Origin of the sequence: Zobellia nedashkovskayae (genome assembly GCF_015330125.1) — a bacterium.
Lineage (GTDB): Bacteria > Bacteroidota > Bacteroidia > Flavobacteriales > Flavobacteriaceae > Zobellia > Zobellia nedashkovskayae.
Genome location: NZ_JADDXR010000002.1, coordinates 3,084,165 through 3,100,980, shown reverse-complemented (window position 1 = coordinate 3,100,980; position 16,816 = coordinate 3,084,165). Strand labels below are relative to the sequence as shown.

The following is a 16,816-nucleotide window of genomic DNA, read 5'->3' as shown; positions in this document are numbered from 1 at the left end:
ACTAGTTGCTTTATATAATTGTTAAGCATTAATTATTCATAAATAATGAACAACCAGATTATTAGACAAAATTTAATCAAGAATAGAAACAAGTACTTCTCTATTCTTGACTCCAATTCAAATTTAGACAGCTATTTAAAAGATATTCTCCAAAATTTGAAGGAATTTGATTTTGAAAATTACAAACAAAATTTAGAAATAGAAGTTGTCAAAAACTTAAAGGACTGGTGGTCAAATCCTAAAAAAGGAATAAAAAAAGAGGAAGAATTATATGCCATACTTTTTGAGTATGATTACTTTTTTCAAAAAAATGTAGAAGCTACTGCTTACGGAATTGGCGAATGGAAGGACTTCCAAGTACAGTTTGACAAATTCGATATGGGGTTTGATTATGACTTCACAACCGATTTTTATGCATGCCCGGGAATCGGGTTAAGATTTTTTGATAGTCTTGAAAGTTTACATCATGAAAATCTACCTGAAAAATACACAAACGACCATATCAACTATGATGAACTGAAAGATGGAGATATCATCGAAATGGAGGAATTTAATGATATCGAATTAGTTGAAGGTTATGATGAAATAATTGAAATATATAAGTTAGAGGGAATGATTGCAATCCATGATGTTCTGTTAAAAATTGACAGGAATGGCGGATTTGAATCCCTAAATTATAAAGATAATTTCATGTTTATTATTGACGAACATGATTCAGGAGAAGTATATCCATTGCTCGTAAAGAAAAAATAACTAATGCTAACAATACCTAAACATAATGCGGGCTTTAGGGCTTAATCGAATGGTTTGTGTATTTTTATGAAGTCCGCAAAATCTTTGGGATTTTGCTTTAAACAAGAAAAAGAAAAAACAAAACAAAAAGATTTTGCTATGTGCGTGGCGGAAAGCAAACGCTAGTTTGCTCGCGTACTGTTGATAATTAAACCGTTATAGTTCATTTCTCAAGAACACTTAGTAACAAATGAAAATATATGCAATTAGTGGACTTGGAGCAGACAAAAGGGTGTTCAAATATTTGACTCTTGACCACGAATTAGTTCCTGTTGAGTGGATTAAACCCAATACAAAGGAATCTATTATAGAATATTCCAAAAGACTAATCGTTGAATACGGAATAGGCACGGATAAAAATTTCGGGATTTTGGGGGTAAGTTTTGGCGGTTTAATAGCAACTGAAATCAGTAAATTAACTAAACCAAGATTCACTATTTTAATATCATCTGTTGAAACAAGAAATGAATTGAGCGGTATTATCAAACTAACAGGAAAATCAAAACTGATAGAACTCGTTCCTGAGAGCTTGTTAAACCCACCGAAAGCAATTGCACGTTTTATGTTTGGAACGGACAAGAAAGAACTATTAAACTCAATAATAGACGATACGGATGTTAGTTTTACAAAATGGGCGATTAGGGAACTAATGAATTGGAAAAATCAATCTCAATTACCAAGTTTGATTAAGATTGGAGGAACTAAAGATAAATTACTTCCACCAAAAGGAGATAATACAATTTTGATTGATAAAGGTGGACATTTTATGATAGTAGATAAAGCTAAAGAAATAAGTAATATAATAAACCGAGAAATAAAAACGTACTACAACAAAATCTAAACGTAATGCAAAGTTTAGTACTAAATCGAAAATTACGTGACAGCGAAATATTCAAATTTAGCTTTGGACAAAAAAAAGAAAACTAAACTTTAGATAATATAAGAAATGTATTAATATCACTAAAAACCATAAGCTGGTCTACTAATTCTTGCAAACATATTTGATTTTTTACCACCACTTTTAAATGTATATTTTCCTTGCCTGTTATGCTATGGGCTTCTTTAATTTTTTAACCCCTTGTTATGTTATACGAAATATCCTACTTTTAGAATGTTCGTATAAAGACTTATTAATCGACTTTTTATAACAATATTGGACGTAGTCAAGCACTATTGCTATTAATAAGTCTTCCTTCTTGAAAATAAAATAGCAATGAAGCATATTTTTTCTTTAAAACTTTCTCAGCAGCAAAATATAGATACCGTAAATAGCTTTCAGGTTGCTTCTGACAAACTACTTTTATCTACTAAAACTGTTCTTCAAAATCATAACTTCCGCACCGAAGAGAATGGCAACGGCATTAATTTTATATATCCCATTGGATTTACTACACATTCTGGAGATAATGAAAGGGCTGGAATGAGAATCTTAAGAAAAGGGCGTATTGAGTTTCTAGAGCTACCTAATCACAGAATTGAAATTAAGAGCATTACCAGTTTAGAACATTTAGCTTTTATAGCTGTTGGTGTTGGTCTTACCTTATTTTTCGCAGGACTGTTTATTCCTGAAATCAAGATAAATTATAAGCTCATAATAGCCAGCTTAATACTTATTGGACTCATTTTTGGAATAGGTAGAAAATCTATAAAAAATAGAATCGCTAATATTCTTACAAACATCGTGAAAAATTAAGTTTCCTACTATTCCAAATAATTAGACGATTACTAGAATAGCTACTCCATTTTTCTATTTAATATATATATATATATTAAGTTATGGAAAAGCGCACAAATTATTAGTTAACAGCGGTATACGGGCTTTTCTTTATTAACTATTATTTTAAAACTGGTCTCGTAGAAAAACTAATACAAGGTAAAATCTACATTGACATTTCTCTTACACTAACCGGCATAAGCGGAGCGGTGTATTACTGCGCCCAAGACTATTATATTCTAGATAGTATTTTAACGATTAGAGGATTCATAGGTTTGGCTAAAATATGAGACCCGTTTTTGGAAAAATCATAGCATAGAACCAATTTATAGAAATCTCAAAACTGGCCAACTCCCCAGAGGATGGTGGTCACCCCTATGTATTGCTGATTTTTATTCAATTTTTGATGAAGCTAGGACAAAAAAAGACCCTGTTTCACCAAGGCCTTCTCTAACAATTGTAACGCTACGTATGAAAGTCTTTACAGCCTTTTATACGATACCATAAACTCTTCAATTTCCGTTGCGGAGGTGGGTAGTCTGTTTCCTAGTATTTGTGCACCGTTGCTGGTAATCAAAAACACATCTTCTACTCTAATACCCCCAAAATCTCTATATTTTTCAAGTTCTTCATAATCTATGAATTCTTGATACTTGCCTTCTTTTTTCCTCAAATCAATTAGTTCCGGAATAAAGTAAATACCAGGCTCTACGGTCAACACCATACCTTCTTCTAAGGCTCGGCCTAATCGTAAGGAACGGAAACCAAAATCCGTTCGTTTTTTTAGGGTGTCCGTATACCCCACATATTGCTCTCCCAGATTTTCCATGTCATGAACATCAAGCCCTAACAAATGCCCCAGACCACATTGAAAAAACATGGTATGTGCTCCTTCTGCAACTGCTTTTTTAGGATCTCCTTTCATAAGGCCAAGGGTAATTAGACCTTTAACTATTTTTTCGGCTGCCGCCAAATGCACATCTAAAAACAATTGCCCTGGTCGTAACATCTCTACCGCTGTGCGGTAAGACGCATACATAATATCATAAACCGCTTTCTGAGTTGCACTGAACTTTTTAGCAATGGGAAAGGTACGGGTAAGATCTCCCGCATAACCAGAGGCCACTTCTCCCCCACAATCGCATAGGAGCATATCTCCTTCACTCAATTCATTACCTCTGTAGTGGTTATGCAAAATCTGACCATTGATGGTTACAATACGCGGAAACGAGGTTCCTACTCCTTTGGCAAGTGCAATTTTACTTACTTCCCCAAAAACATCGGATTCTTTTAATGCCGGCTTGGCAACTTCCATTGCCCTATATTGCATTTCTACCGTAATATTCAATGCCTTTTCGATTTCTAAAACCTCAGCAGCAGATTTTTTAGTTCTCAGTTTTACAATCGCTTTTATAAGCTCCACAGAACTATGCTCCTCAAGTTCGGGTATAGCAATATTTAGTAAAGCCGATAATTTTACGGAATGTTCTGCTCTGTACGGCGGTAAAAAATGTACTTTTTTTTCTTTGGAAACCGCCCCTCCAATATATTCGGATAATTCTGAAACCGACTTTACAGCTGACACTCCCACTTTACGAGCTTGGTCTTGTAATGATTCTATAGGACCGGAGAAAACAATATGATCGATTGATGGATTATCACCAAAAATAATTTCCTCATCATTATCTAAATCAATAATAGCCGTTAAGCCAAAAGTTTGGATTCCAAAGAAATAAAGAAAGGTGCTATCCTGTCTAAAAGGGTATATGTTGTCTTCAAAATTTATACCTACTTCATCGTTGCCCGTAAGAAGAATTAATCCTTCTCCTACCAGCTTCTTTAATCCTGCTCTACGCGCTATATATTCTTGTGTTGAAAACATTCTTAAGATGTAAAAAAATTAAACATACTATTAAATAAACAGAAGCCTCACGAACTACTATTTGCCTCCTGCCGGTAGATTCTCTTTCCAATACTTCTCCATAGTCTCCCTTAAGTGATAAGATGTATTTTCACGCTCATTAATTCTATGAGACCTCATGGGGTAAGACATCATATCGAAAATCTTATTATTTTCGATTAGTTTATTAATCAACATTTCAAAGCTTTGGTAATGTACATTGTCATCTGCCGTTCCGTGAATAACCATAAGATTACCTTCTAGGTTTTGGGCGAAATTTATGGGCGAACCATCATGATATCCTTTAGCATTATCCGTTAACAGGCCCATATAGCGTTCCTGGTACGTGGCATCATATAATCTTTGATCGGACACAAAACTAACCGCCAATCCGGATTTGTAAGTTTCAGGATAACGGAACATACAGTTTAAGGTCATCTGACCTCCACCACTCCATCCCCAAATACCAACTCTAGAGGCATCTATAAAATCATAGGTGTCCATAATTTTATGTGCCGCCTTGTTCTGGTCCTCAGAAGCCAGAATCCCTATTTGTCCGTAAATAGCATTACGCCATTTCTTACCCCTTGGCGTCTTTGTTCCCCTATTATCTACACTCATAACAATATACCCTTGTTGTGCCATATACTGGTCCCAAAGGCTACCTCCGCCCCAATTATCCTGCACCGTAGAACCCGCAGGCTCACCGTACACATAAAAAAGTAACGGGTATTTTTTTGATGGGTCAAAACCAATAGGTTTGATCATAAACGCATCTAAAACGGCATCTCCTATATCTACTTTTACGAATTCTTTAGGCTGAAGTTGCAGCGCATCAAATTTCTGTTTCAAATCTTTATTGTCCTCAAGCACCCGTATTTGTTTATGAGCAGGCAAACTCACGAGCGAATACACAGGAGGCGTCGTAGCATTTTGAAAAACCTGAATTCCCCATTTCGCATTTTCAGAAATCTGGTATGCGTTCTGGCCAGAATAAGATGTGGGCGTAACACGCTGGGCGGTTCCTTTTCCGTCAATTCGGCTTCTATATAAATAACGTTGTGTATAGTCATCCGGTGAGGCCGTATAGTACACATACCCTCCTTTTGGATCTATACAGTTTATACTCACCACATCAAAATCGCCTTTGGTTATGGGTTGAAGATCCGTCCCATCTCGCGATACTTTGTATAAATGCAACCAACCGTCCCGCTCACTAGACCATGTAAAATATTTCTCGTTGTCTAACCAACGGATATCATCATGCATATCTAAAAAAGCTTCGTCTTTCTCTGTTAGGATATTTTTAAACTTTAGCGTTTCAATTTCTGCTACATATACTTTATTCGTGTTTTGCGGACGGTTCAGTTGTTGGATCATTAACTCGTTGGAATTCGGTATAAAATCCATTCGTGCTAAATAATTATTCCGTGGGTCACCAGGAATATCAAACCATTTCGTTTCCCCTCCTATTGCCGGCACTACGCCTACCTTCACGGCAGACAGTTGTGTACCCACTTTTGGGTACGGCATAGGAATAGGCTTGGAATAAATAGAATCTACATTATTGATCATATAAAAAGTACCTACACCCGCTGTATTGGATTGCCAATAGGCAATATTCTCCCCATCAGGACTCCATCTAAAACCATCCCTACAGCTTAGTTCTTCCTCATAAACCCAATCAAAAGTCCCGTTTATGATATTACCGCCACCATCTTTGGTAATCTGGGTAACGCTATTTGAGCTTACCTCTTCTACATAGATATTTAGTTCACTTACATAACCCACTCTAGACCCATCTGGCGAAAATTTAGCGAACATTAGCGTAGCCTCTGGCAAGGATTCACCCAACTGGCTTAGTTTCTTTGTAGCTAGATTCAGCACCCAATAATTTCCTCTAGTATGGTAACGCCATACCTTTCTGGTATTGGTAAAAACAAGAAGTTTGGTATTATCATTAGACCATTTGTAATCTTTGATCACTAAGGGCTTTTCGCTTCCTTTAGGTATTAAATCAGAAGCGGAAACTACAATAGTCCTTTTCCCCGTTTTGGCATCGTATTTTACAATATCTTTCCCGGCAAGACCGGCACTTTCCTCTAATGTAGAATAGCCCTTGTTATCTTTCATCCACCTAACGGGACCAAAACCTTTCTGACCAAATGCGTCATTTTTATAAATATCCGCCAGGGTAAGTGTTTTTGCTTCTTGTGCAAACCCTACGTTCGCAAATACTAGAATTGCCAATAGGTTGATCCATACCATTTTCTTCATACGTATTCCTCTTTTTACCAATAATGAGTTAGAAATTATTTACTTTCACTTAACAATGCTTGCAGGTATCCTTTAGAAATTAGGTCATGCCAAGAGAAGCGTCCTAAGTTACAATACGCACTGGTTATTTTTAAACCCTTTTTGCACTTTTAACAAAACTATAGGGCAACCTTTTTACAAGCTGCGCATCTATTAGACTGAACCTATAATCTATATCGTATAATGAGAACAAAATGTATTCTTTTACTTACTACGGCACTTACTAGCGTATTATTTTTATCCTGTGATTCTACGGATGATACTATTGACTGTACCGAAGATTTCTCTGGTGTTTTGGCTTCCGCCGAAGAAAAATTACCCGGAGACTGGGTCCTGACCGCCATGACGGCCGATACCGAGATAGACCTAACCGATGATGAAACGGCCAACCCTTCCACAGACCTTTTTGCGCAGTATGAAGATTGCCAGAAAGATGCTTCCTACTCTTTTGGCACCAACCGTACCTATGTATACCGACAAGCACAAAATACAGCGGACTGTACTAACCAAGTCACATTGGGCGGTACGTGGCAACTTAGCGATGATACCCTCCGTTTGGTAACGGATTGTAACCTGAGTTCTATTGCGCTAACCTTTGCAGAAGACGACTCCGCTTTTATGTTTACCAACTCATTTTCTATTGCAGATGCCGAGGGTAAGACCATACAGACCAACGTAACCTTCACTTATACGCTTACGGTGCAATAACTTTAAGGAAACACGGTCCGGTTTAACTTAACATTTTAATAAGTATTCAATAACTTCATAAAAACACATACAAGGTAGCTTTACTTCAAATATGTAATTGAAGTGAAAGAACTTAAAATAGTATCCGTTTTAGCCGTATTAGTATTAAGTCTCGTGGTAATAGAAATGAAAAGCAATGCGCACTCCCTAAAAGTTGGGGATATTTCTTTTACATCCATGAAATCTACAACTAGTGACGGTTTTTCAATTACAACCGCTGTAAAATTACCCCCAAGAACCAAGATTCGTTTTACGGATTCTGAATGGAATGGAAATCATTTTGGCTTTGATGAAAGTGATATTTTATGGGAAACAGGAAATGACACCATAAACGCTAACTCTGAAATTAAATTCACAAACTTAAACTCAACCCCTTCTGTTTCCATTGGGAGTGTTTACGGTTCTATGAGAATCTCTAAGAAAGAAGATGCCATTTTTGCTTATACAGGCAATGAAAGAACGCCAATGAAAATCTTAGCCGCCTGTGCAAATGATGAATTTGGTTTTGGGACGTTAATAAATACAAGTCTCACAAAAGGTACCACAGCACTACTGTTTCAATAAAAAGCTCTGTAACCCCGCTCTTAATGAGCGATTAAAAAAGTAACATACATTTACCTACATCAGGTACAATTAATTGCAAATATATCTTACAATAAACTTAACCTGATAGTTTAATTGCCGATTAACTGGACCTGTTACTCCTGATCGGCAATTTTCGTTTAGAATAGTCTTAGCCCTGTTTATTAATAGGGTTAACAAAAACCTGACTTCATTTAAGCGGGAGTGCTTCTAATATTTAAGTCTGCATATTCCCACATTTTAAGGAATAGCATATTTCTTAAACTAAAACTAATGGGCTTTCTATAATCGTAATCTAATTTGTATTGCGATATTTATAACTGAATCTTTACCGCTAGATTAGCGATATAAAGCAACTGGTTGCTTTATACAATTGCTAGCTTTAATTAAAAAAATATGACGAGAAACATTCTAATCGTAATTTTGATTTGGTGTTCTAATATGTATTGTCAAGATACACTGGTTTATACTAATCCGAATTCTAAGGCAATTCAAGACCAATATCTATTATTTACTAAAACAAATACTTTTGAACACTATGTAATTAATAACAAACTCGAAAACTGGTTTGGAATAGGAGAATATAAATTATCTGACAATACTTTGGATTTAAAATTTGGTGATTCTGATAGATTTAAAAAGACAAATCTTGTAGAACATGTCACTGTTTATGATTTACCAAACTCAAAAAATGATACACTAATAGTTAGATTTTACAAAGAAAACACAATTCCTATTGACGGTCTTTTCAAATTTAATAAAAAAACATATGAACCTGATGTCGAAAAAGGAGTCATCAGAATTTCTAAAAGTATTTTTAATAACACTGAAAATCCTAAAATAGAAGTATATATTAACAACCAATACAAAGAAATACAACTTAAAAATATGAAAATTTTAAGGGCTTTGTATTTAAGACATTACGATTACAGTAAAACTTATCATTTCGAATCTAATTTTGAAAAAAAAATACCAATAAAAAAAGGAGATATAATCACACACAGTGAATATCTTAAAGAATGCAATTTGAATCTTAACTCACTTATGAAGAGTTTTCAGGTTTTAGACAAGCAAAACTAAAGCTAACAAAAGTAACCGTTACACAACTCGTCATCATCAATAAATTGATAGCTTATAATTAACCATCGCAATTTGTCCGAGTATAAAAAACAATCCTAAACTAGGAATAGAAATATATCTAACGTAATTAAATGAAAAAATTAAAAGAACTAACTGACGCTAAAATTGAATCAGGAAGACAGGCTAATCCTGAGTTTATGAATGGTGTAGATGCTATAATTAAACAAGCAAAAGAATTTCAACAAGGGGAAGATGCCATAAAAATTGCACAGAAAGCGCCTAATTTTAAACTACCTAACCCAGAAGGTAAATTAATAGCATTAGATATTTTATTAGAGAAGGGTCCTGTTGTTATAACTTTTTACAGAGGTAATTGGTGCCCTTACTGTAACCTACAACTTAGGGCTTTACAAGCTAGATTAGATGAAATTCATGCATTGGGAGCTACATTGGTTGCCATTAGCCCGCAAGTCCCAGATGGGTCATTAACAGAAGATGAAATTAGTAATATGGACTTTACCGTATTGTCTGATCAAGACGCAAAAGTTGCTTTGCAATATGGTGTTGCCTGGCAAGTGCCAGAATTTTTAGCAGAACACATGCGCGTAGACCGTAAACTTGATTTAGAGAAAATTAATAATGGCAACGGCAATGTATTGCCAATCCCAGCCACCTTTGTATTAAATAAAGACGGACTAGTTACTTGGCGCTATATTAACGTTGACTACAGAACTCGTTCAGAGCCCGATGAAATTATTGAAGCCTTAAAAAATCTATCATAAGAACGTACCGTCATTTATTGATAACACAGGTCGTTTAACTATTTCTAAAAAACTGGCTACAACTAAACCCTTTTCCCACCTGCTCCCAACAAAGTAAAAAAATGAACAAGCTATTACAAACCGACTTATTAGAACTAGACTCGCTTCTTGAAAAAGTAAAAAAACAAGGAGTAGATTATCTACATACCATAGACGACAGGAGTACGTCTTCAAATGAAAATATACCTGATGTACTAGCCCTAAATACCAAAGGTATTGGTGCTCGTGAAACGCTGCAATTATTTAACGAGAGGTTTGAACCTATCCTAGTGTCATCCGGTGGACCTAGATTTTGGGGTTATGTAATTGGTGGTTCTACGCCTGCTTCTATTATGGGAGATTGGTTAGCAACCATCTATGACCAAAATCCGCAAGCTATAAACGGACAAGGAGATATCTCCGCGAATATTGAGCTAGAGACTATTAAACTTATTTTAGACCTTTTTGAGTTGCCGGAATCTTTTGTAGGTGGCTTTGTTACCGGAGCTACAATGTCCAATTTTACCTGTTTAGCAGTGGCTAGACAATGGATCGGTAAAACCTATGGCAAAGATTTTGCAAAAGAAGGCATTACAGAAAAAATAAATATCCTAACGGCCTCGCCTCATTCTTCCGCTATAAAATCGCTTGCGCTTTTAGGTATTGGCAGCAATACTATTATAAAAGTAAAAACCATTGAAGGAAATAGAGAGGCCATTGCAATAGATGATTTAGAAGCTCAAATCAAAAAATTAAACGGACAGCCATTTATCCTCATATCCAGTGCAGGAACCGTAAATTCGGTAGATTTTGATAATTTTACTGCCATTAAAAGCCTAAAAGAAAAGTACAATTTTTGGTGGCATACCGATGCTGCCTTTGGTGGTTTTGCGGCTTGCTCCAATACCTATAAACACTTTCTTAAAGATTGGGACTATTCAGATAGTATAACCCTAGACTGTCATAAATGGCTAAACGTCCCCTATGAGAGTGCTGTTTTCCTGGTAAAGGAAGAACATAAATTATTGCAAACGGAAAGTTTTCAAAACTCTAATGCACCATATCTTGGTGACCCTTTAGAGAATTTCAATTATTTTAATTTTCTTCCGGAAAACTCACGACGCCTTAAAGCACTACCCGCTTGGTTTTCCCTAAGGGCATACGGAAAAGAAGGCTACGCAACTATTGTAGAAAACAGTATTGATTTGGCTATGTATTTTGGGAGTAAAATAGAGAAGTCCGCGGACTTTAAATTATTGGTGCCCGTTAGATTGAACAATATTGTTTTTAATCTAAAAAGTAATCAGAACCAAGATAAAATAGATACTTTCTTAACCCAGTTAAATGCCACGGGCAAAGTATTTATGACACCAACTTTCTACAATAACGAAAAAGGAATTAGAGCTTCTTTCGTAAATTGGAGAACGACCAAAAAAGATGTCGACTTGGTATTTGATGAAATAAACCGAATCATAAGTTTAATTTGAATAAAACCAAGACCAGTATACCAGTACGTAGAGTTCACCCCTGAACAACTAAAAGCAACCTGTTTTGCGAAGCACCAAGCCGAAACCAAAGTGCTTATCTCCTACTCTACATTTCTCGTACTAAACACACAGACCAACACACTACTCTCCTATTTCCTTACTGCGCAGCAACACTATATCCCCTACAAAAACTTTTGATTTAGTGATTTTATAGCGTTTTAATATTTTGATTAGCTATTTATTTTAAAAACGATGGTAGCGCTGTTAATAAACAGGGGTAACAAAAACCAGTCCTCATTTAAAAAGATACTTTACTGATGTTCTACGTCGATAAATTCCTACGTTTTGACGAATAGTGTACATCTTATACCAAAGCTTACGCTTATCTGTAATCGTGTTATGATTTATAATGTGATATTTAAGGAGTGAATCTATAGGAGAAGCTTGTTTGTGGATAAAGCAACCAGGGTGTTTTTACCTAGAGATTAGAGATATAAAGCAACTAGTTGCTTTATACAATTGTTATGCAACATAAGACCAATCAAACTTAAAAAATGAAATCAATAGGAATTAGAGCAACACCAAAAGAGATATATTTCGCAGTAGTTGAACAAAATGACGAGGGAAATAATGTTATTGTTATCGATAAATTGATTTTACCTCTATCATTAGAAATACCTGACAGGCTTAACTTTATTAGGAAAACTATTATTGATATAATTAACCAATATAACGTTACAAAAGCGGGTATCAAAGTTACAGAAGGAAATGCTCAAAGGCTTAGTATTGAAAGAATCTCTATAGAAGCTATAGTCCAAGAATTATTTTCTAGTTGTTCTGTTCAAAAGTATTTTGGAGGTAATATTTCTAAAATCTCAAAACTCTTGGGACTTTCTAATAACGGAGATTTAAAGAAAATTATAAAAGGAGAAAGTATTCCAGAGGAGTTAGAATTTCTTCAAGAAAATAGCGAAACAGAAAGAGAATCAGTATTATCAGCACTTGCTGCATTAAATTTATAAAATGAATATAGGTCTAAGAGAAGCTACTCTAAATTTTGAATTAAAAAATAATATCGGTGCAGAAGGGAAAAACTCTGATGTTTTTATAGCACACGATAAACAGTTTGATGCAGATATTGTAATAAAGAGAATTCCTAAATCAGATTTTAATTCACCTAACGATTATTATAAAGAAGCTAAATGTTTATATGCTTCAAAACATCAAAATATTGTTACAGTAAATTATTCTTGTGAGGATGATGACAATATATACATTGCAATGCCACATTATGGAAAAGGCTCTTTAGAATCATTGACAAAAACAAGATTTTTAACAGTTAGAGAAATTCTAAAATATTCTATAGATTTTTTATCTGGTCTAAATCATATTCACACAAAAGGATTAATACATTTTGACATAAAGCCAACTAACATTCTTATATCTGATTCTAATGAAGCTTTGGTTACAGATTTTGGTTTGGCTAAATTTACGAATGCTCACAGAGTTGCAGAACAAGATAGATTTTATAGCTTACATACAGCACCTGAATGTCTTGTAACAAATCAATTTACTATTCAAGTTGATATTTATCACGTTGGTTTAACTTTGTATCGAATTTGTAACGGTTCTGATATATTTAAAAACCAACTCGCTGGTATAAAAGATAAAGCAGAATTGAACAGTTTAATCACATCAGGAAAATTTCCTGATAGAAATCTTTTCTTACCACATATTCCTCAAAAATTAAGAAATGTTATAAGAAAAGCACTTTCTGTTAATCCATCTGATAGACATAATAATTTAATAGAGCTTTTAAACGAACTATCTAAGATTCAAGAAAACTTGGATTGGCAAATAAGTGGAATCCCTAATGGCAGTAAATGGGTGTTAGACGAGGACAATAAAATATATGATATTTCGTTGATAAATAACAATGGTTCTTTTAGTATCGAGACATACAAGACTATGAAAAGCTCTGGAAATAGAACAAGAGTAAATGGAGATTTTAGAGCTAATTTAACTATTCAGAAAGCAACAACAGAACTAAAGAAAATACTAAAGTCATATTAATTACGTAAATTTGCACATTAGTTTTATTAAATGAAAGTAAATAAAACAACATATAATCCCAATAAAAATTTGACAAGAGGACAACTTTCGAACCCTTTTTCAAATTCCTCAATTCATACTAGAATTAAAAAATCTGGTGCTATTGATTTGAGAAATAATTCTATGTGGACTGAAAAAAACAGTTATTCTCAAGTAAAATCAATTGACAAAACAAAGAAACTGAAATAAATTACGTTGGGTACAGCGTATATAATTTATAACTAGTTTCAGCCTACTTACCAAAATCCTCGTAGATTTTCTATTCCGTTTTTATTTGCTAAACTACGTGCTTAACCACGCAACAAACCATATACAAACACGTTGTGTAACATTTACAAAAAAATTAACTCACTCAATACTAATGCTTGCAGAGTTATTTGAAGAAAATAAAAAAGCACCATCCCAAACGATAGTTCGGTTATCTAAAAGTTATTATTATTGGCAAATAGTACTTTTTCTTTTCTGGATTTCTATTGCCATTATTCTAATATTTTTGGACTTGAAAATATTTGGGTTTTTACTGGTCTGTTTAGTAACGTATAATATGAAAGACATCTTCAAGGTTTTCAGTATAATCCAAAACAACTTAATACAAATGACCTTATCCTCTAAAGGGATTTCCCTTTGCGACGGAAAAACATTAAGCTGGAACTCAATTGAGGACGATAAAATAATTGTAAAACCAAATTATGTTGCATCAGTTATATCTAAAGAGTATTTGACTTTTAAAATAAATCACATTGAAAAGGAAATATTTATTAATAATCTGGACATAAATTCTTTAAGATTAGAATATCTGCTAAAAATCTACCGAAATAGACACTTAAATGGAAAATAAAAAACGTTACACAACCCCCGCTAACGCTCGTTTGTAACGAGTGCTCTACACCGTTTTTGCAAGTATCAATAAGGCCTTTTAATGGATAAGAATAGGTTAATGACCAGTGCAGGTAAAGCTTTTTACCTATACATTTAACCTTATAATGATAACTTAGATTGCGAACCAAATTTCAATTGAAAAAGGACTTGATTACATCTGTTGAGATTGATGAAGAAGAAGGGCACTGCGAACTTCAATTGACAAAGAATACTAAATGGGTAAATATTTCAGCTAGTCTTTTAAAATAAAGACAAAATTTAAAAAACTGGCTTCTGTATTATCCGAAAAGTAACCGCTTATTTACGGTGTTATTTCTCATAGAAAAGACTGTTATGAAGTATTTAAAATCAATTTTTCTAACCATTTTTCTCATCGTAATTTTAGTTGCGCTCGGGGTTTATATGTCAGATTGGAATCTTACTAATCAGGATTCTGTACCCCGGTTTTACGGGCTTATGGCCTTAGTTTTTATTTTGATACTCGCAACTCTCCCAAAAAAGAAATGGCAAAAAATCTCAATACTACTGGGTCTCTCTGCCGTGACAGGATGTATTGGTTTTTTTCTTCTTTTTTTCTCCTTTTTTAAATGTGAAGAAAAGGTTTTGACCATTTGGGATATTGACGACTATAAAATCTCATACGGCTATTCTGAGTGCTGGGCTGGCCCAGCAGAAGAAGCTAAATACAAATTAGAGCAAAGAGCATTGGGCGGGCTTTTAAACAAACGCCTAGCCGTTATTTGGAAGTCACAAACAGAAAATTTGGTGAGCAACAAAACGTTTGTAAATGACAAAAACTGTATTATAGAATTTATGAACGGAAAATATCAATTTGACCTCTGTTCAGAAATAAACGTAACGATTAAAGCACCTAGCAACCCTTATTAAACTCATGCCAAAAATCACTTTAACAACAAAAATTAAAGCATCCAAAAAAATTGTGTTCAATCTCTCTAGGAGTATTGATTTACACAAAATTTCAACCGAACATACAAACGAAACTGCCGTTGCTGGAAAAACTAGCGGATTAATTGGCTTAGATGAATCGGTTACATGGCGTGCAAAGCACTTTGGTGTGTATCAACTACTCACTTCAAAAATCACGGAATTTGAAAGTCCTAATCTGTTTGTAGATGAAATGGTTAAGGGCGCTTTTAAACGTTTTAGACATGAGCATCATTTTACAGAATCTAAGGGAGTAACTTTAATGACCGATTATTTTGATTATGAATCTCCACTTGGTTTCTTAGGCAAGCTAGCAGACAAGTTATTCCTACTTAAATATATGACGGACTTATTAAAAGAACGGAATAGGATTGTAAAAGACTTTGCGGAGACGGACAAATGGAAAAAAATAGTTAAGGAGTAAAAGTACATCTGTAATCAGAAAAGGCAAGTAACGCAGGTTTTAAATGGTCTGTGTATATTTATGAAGTCCATCAATCTTTGGCTTTTAACTGAAGATGAGAGAAAAAACTAAAGAATAAGCTAGTGTCTTTTTAGATGCTAAAGCTCATAACCAACCCCTTTACCATTTATTAAAAAAAATTAGTATGAAAAAGTTTTACCATATTTTACTACTTTCTTTGACATTAATAGCTTGTGAACAATCTGGTGATGATGATATACAAAACAAAGATTTGCAAGAGGACGTTGAAAACTTAATTTTAAAAAGAGTAGAATCTATATTGGATTGGGAATTATATAAAGAGGTAATAATATATAATGATGATTTGTCTTATGATTTAAATAATCGGTTAACAAATTGGAGTACAAAAACAAACGATGACCCAAGTATATCTATAGATATTACCTACTCAGGAAATCAGATAGTACAAATTGGCGAATTCTCCGTTACGTATGATGAAGACAAAATAACACTTATCTCGCCCTTAAGAAAAGAGGAGTTCTTTATTCAAAATGGAAAAGTAGTTATGTACAAGTGGTATCAGTTTAATACTGATACTTCTAGTTTCAGATTAGTTGTAACCAATAAATATACGTATGACAAGGATTTTAGAAATACAATTAGGACCGATGAATTCAATGCCGATGGAGAATTAAGGCAATATGCTACTTATGAATATGATAATAAAATTAATCCATATAGAAATATAAATAATGTTTTAAGTGTAGTCTCATTTATGGAATTAGGTTTTTTTGGTACAGATAGCGAAAATAACGTTGTTCGCATGGAAAGTTTCACAAAATTCAACGATGGGTTTAATTCTAGAGTATTCACCATCACATATTCTTATAACGATTTAAATTATCCAACAAATTTAAAAAGGGTTGGAGAAGATTACTCCTTAGAACAGATCTTTATATATGAGGAATAATTACGAAGCATTTTTAATAAATAAAATAACTTGCAAAAATCTAAATCTACTAGTAAAAAAGACAAGCT

At 34.1% G+C, this 16,816-nt stretch carries 15 protein-coding genes; 13 read left to right on the top strand and 2 right to left on the bottom strand.

What is annotated here, in order from left to right; translation table 11 throughout:
- Positions 1-45: 45 nt before the first annotated feature.
- The 3 genes from IWB64_RS12960 (at position 46) to IWB64_RS12950 (ending at position 2,485) form a co-directional block, all read left to right on the top strand.
- Positions 46-753 carry a hypothetical protein gene (locus IWB64_RS12960; protein ID WP_194534396.1) on the top strand — a complete coding sequence of 236 codons (708 nt, stop codon included), beginning with the start codon at positions 46-48 and terminating at the stop codon, positions 751-753.
- 229 nt (positions 754-982) lie between these two features.
- Positions 983-1,633: an alpha/beta hydrolase gene (locus tag IWB64_RS12955; protein ID WP_194534395.1), complete on the top strand. Its 651-nt coding sequence runs from the start codon at positions 983-985 to the stop codon at positions 1,631-1,633.
- A gap of 372 nt (positions 1,634-2,005) precedes the next feature.
- Positions 2,006-2,485 (top strand): hypothetical protein, encoded by a 480-nt coding sequence (locus IWB64_RS12950; RefSeq protein ID WP_194534394.1) that lies wholly within the window; start codon positions 2,006-2,008, stop codon positions 2,483-2,485.
- Positions 2,486-2,987: 502 nt separating this feature from the next.
- Here IWB64_RS12950 and IWB64_RS12945 read toward each other — a convergent pair.
- Positions 2,988-4,388: an aminopeptidase P family protein gene (locus IWB64_RS12945; protein ID WP_194534393.1), complete on the bottom strand. Its 1,401-nt coding sequence runs from the start codon at positions 4,386-4,388 to the stop codon at positions 2,988-2,990.
- A gap of 57 nt (positions 4,389-4,445) precedes the next feature.
- Positions 4,446-6,683: a S9 family peptidase gene (locus IWB64_RS12940; RefSeq protein ID WP_194534392.1), complete on the bottom strand. Its 2,238-nt coding sequence runs from the start codon at positions 6,681-6,683 to the stop codon at positions 4,446-4,448.
- Between the two features lie 222 nt (positions 6,684-6,905).
- On the opposite strand from IWB64_RS12940, the gene IWB64_RS12935 reads away from it, so the two are divergent.
- From IWB64_RS12935 to IWB64_RS12890, 10 genes are all read left to right on the top strand, one after another.
- Positions 6,906-7,430 (top strand): DUF5004 domain-containing protein, encoded by a 525-nt coding sequence (locus tag IWB64_RS12935; RefSeq protein WP_194534391.1) that lies wholly within the window; start codon positions 6,906-6,908, stop codon positions 7,428-7,430.
- Positions 7,431-7,532: 102 nt separating this feature from the next.
- Complete coding sequence (locus IWB64_RS12930; RefSeq protein WP_194534390.1) at positions 7,533-8,033, top strand: hypothetical protein; 501 nt, start codon at positions 7,533-7,535, stop codon at positions 8,031-8,033.
- A gap of 414 nt (positions 8,034-8,447) precedes the next feature.
- Positions 8,448-9,131: a hypothetical protein gene (locus IWB64_RS12925; RefSeq protein ID WP_194534389.1), complete on the top strand. Its 684-nt coding sequence runs from the start codon at positions 8,448-8,450 to the stop codon at positions 9,129-9,131.
- Positions 9,132-9,262: 131 nt separating this feature from the next.
- Positions 9,263-9,913: a peroxiredoxin-like family protein gene (locus tag IWB64_RS12920; RefSeq protein ID WP_194534388.1), complete on the top strand. Its 651-nt coding sequence runs from the start codon at positions 9,263-9,265 to the stop codon at positions 9,911-9,913.
- A gap of 101 nt (positions 9,914-10,014) precedes the next feature.
- Entirely contained in the window at positions 10,015-11,418 is a 1,404-nt protein-coding gene (locus IWB64_RS12915) for a pyridoxal phosphate-dependent decarboxylase family protein (protein ID WP_194534387.1), read from the top strand.
- A gap of 554 nt (positions 11,419-11,972) precedes the next feature.
- On the top strand, positions 11,973-12,440 hold the full coding sequence (locus IWB64_RS12910) for a hypothetical protein (RefSeq protein WP_194534386.1): 468 nt from the start codon (positions 11,973-11,975) through the stop codon (positions 12,438-12,440).
- Position 12,441: 1 nt separating this feature from the next.
- Positions 12,442-13,491 carry a serine/threonine-protein kinase gene (locus tag IWB64_RS12905; protein ID WP_194534385.1) on the top strand — a complete coding sequence of 350 codons (1,050 nt, stop codon included), beginning with the start codon at positions 12,442-12,444 and terminating at the stop codon, positions 13,489-13,491.
- Between the two features lie 1,251 nt (positions 13,492-14,742).
- On the top strand, positions 14,743-15,297 hold the full coding sequence (locus IWB64_RS12900; RefSeq protein ID WP_194534384.1) for a hypothetical protein: 555 nt from the start codon (positions 14,743-14,745) through the stop codon (positions 15,295-15,297).
- 4 nt (positions 15,298-15,301) lie between these two features.
- Entirely contained in the window at positions 15,302-15,778 is a 477-nt protein-coding gene (locus IWB64_RS12895; protein WP_194534383.1) for an SRPBCC family protein, read from the top strand.
- Positions 15,779-15,962: 184 nt separating this feature from the next.
- On the top strand, positions 15,963-16,748 hold the full coding sequence (locus IWB64_RS12890; protein ID WP_194534382.1) for a hypothetical protein: 786 nt from the start codon (positions 15,963-15,965) through the stop codon (positions 16,746-16,748).
- The last annotated feature ends 68 nt before the right edge of the window (positions 16,749-16,816 follow it).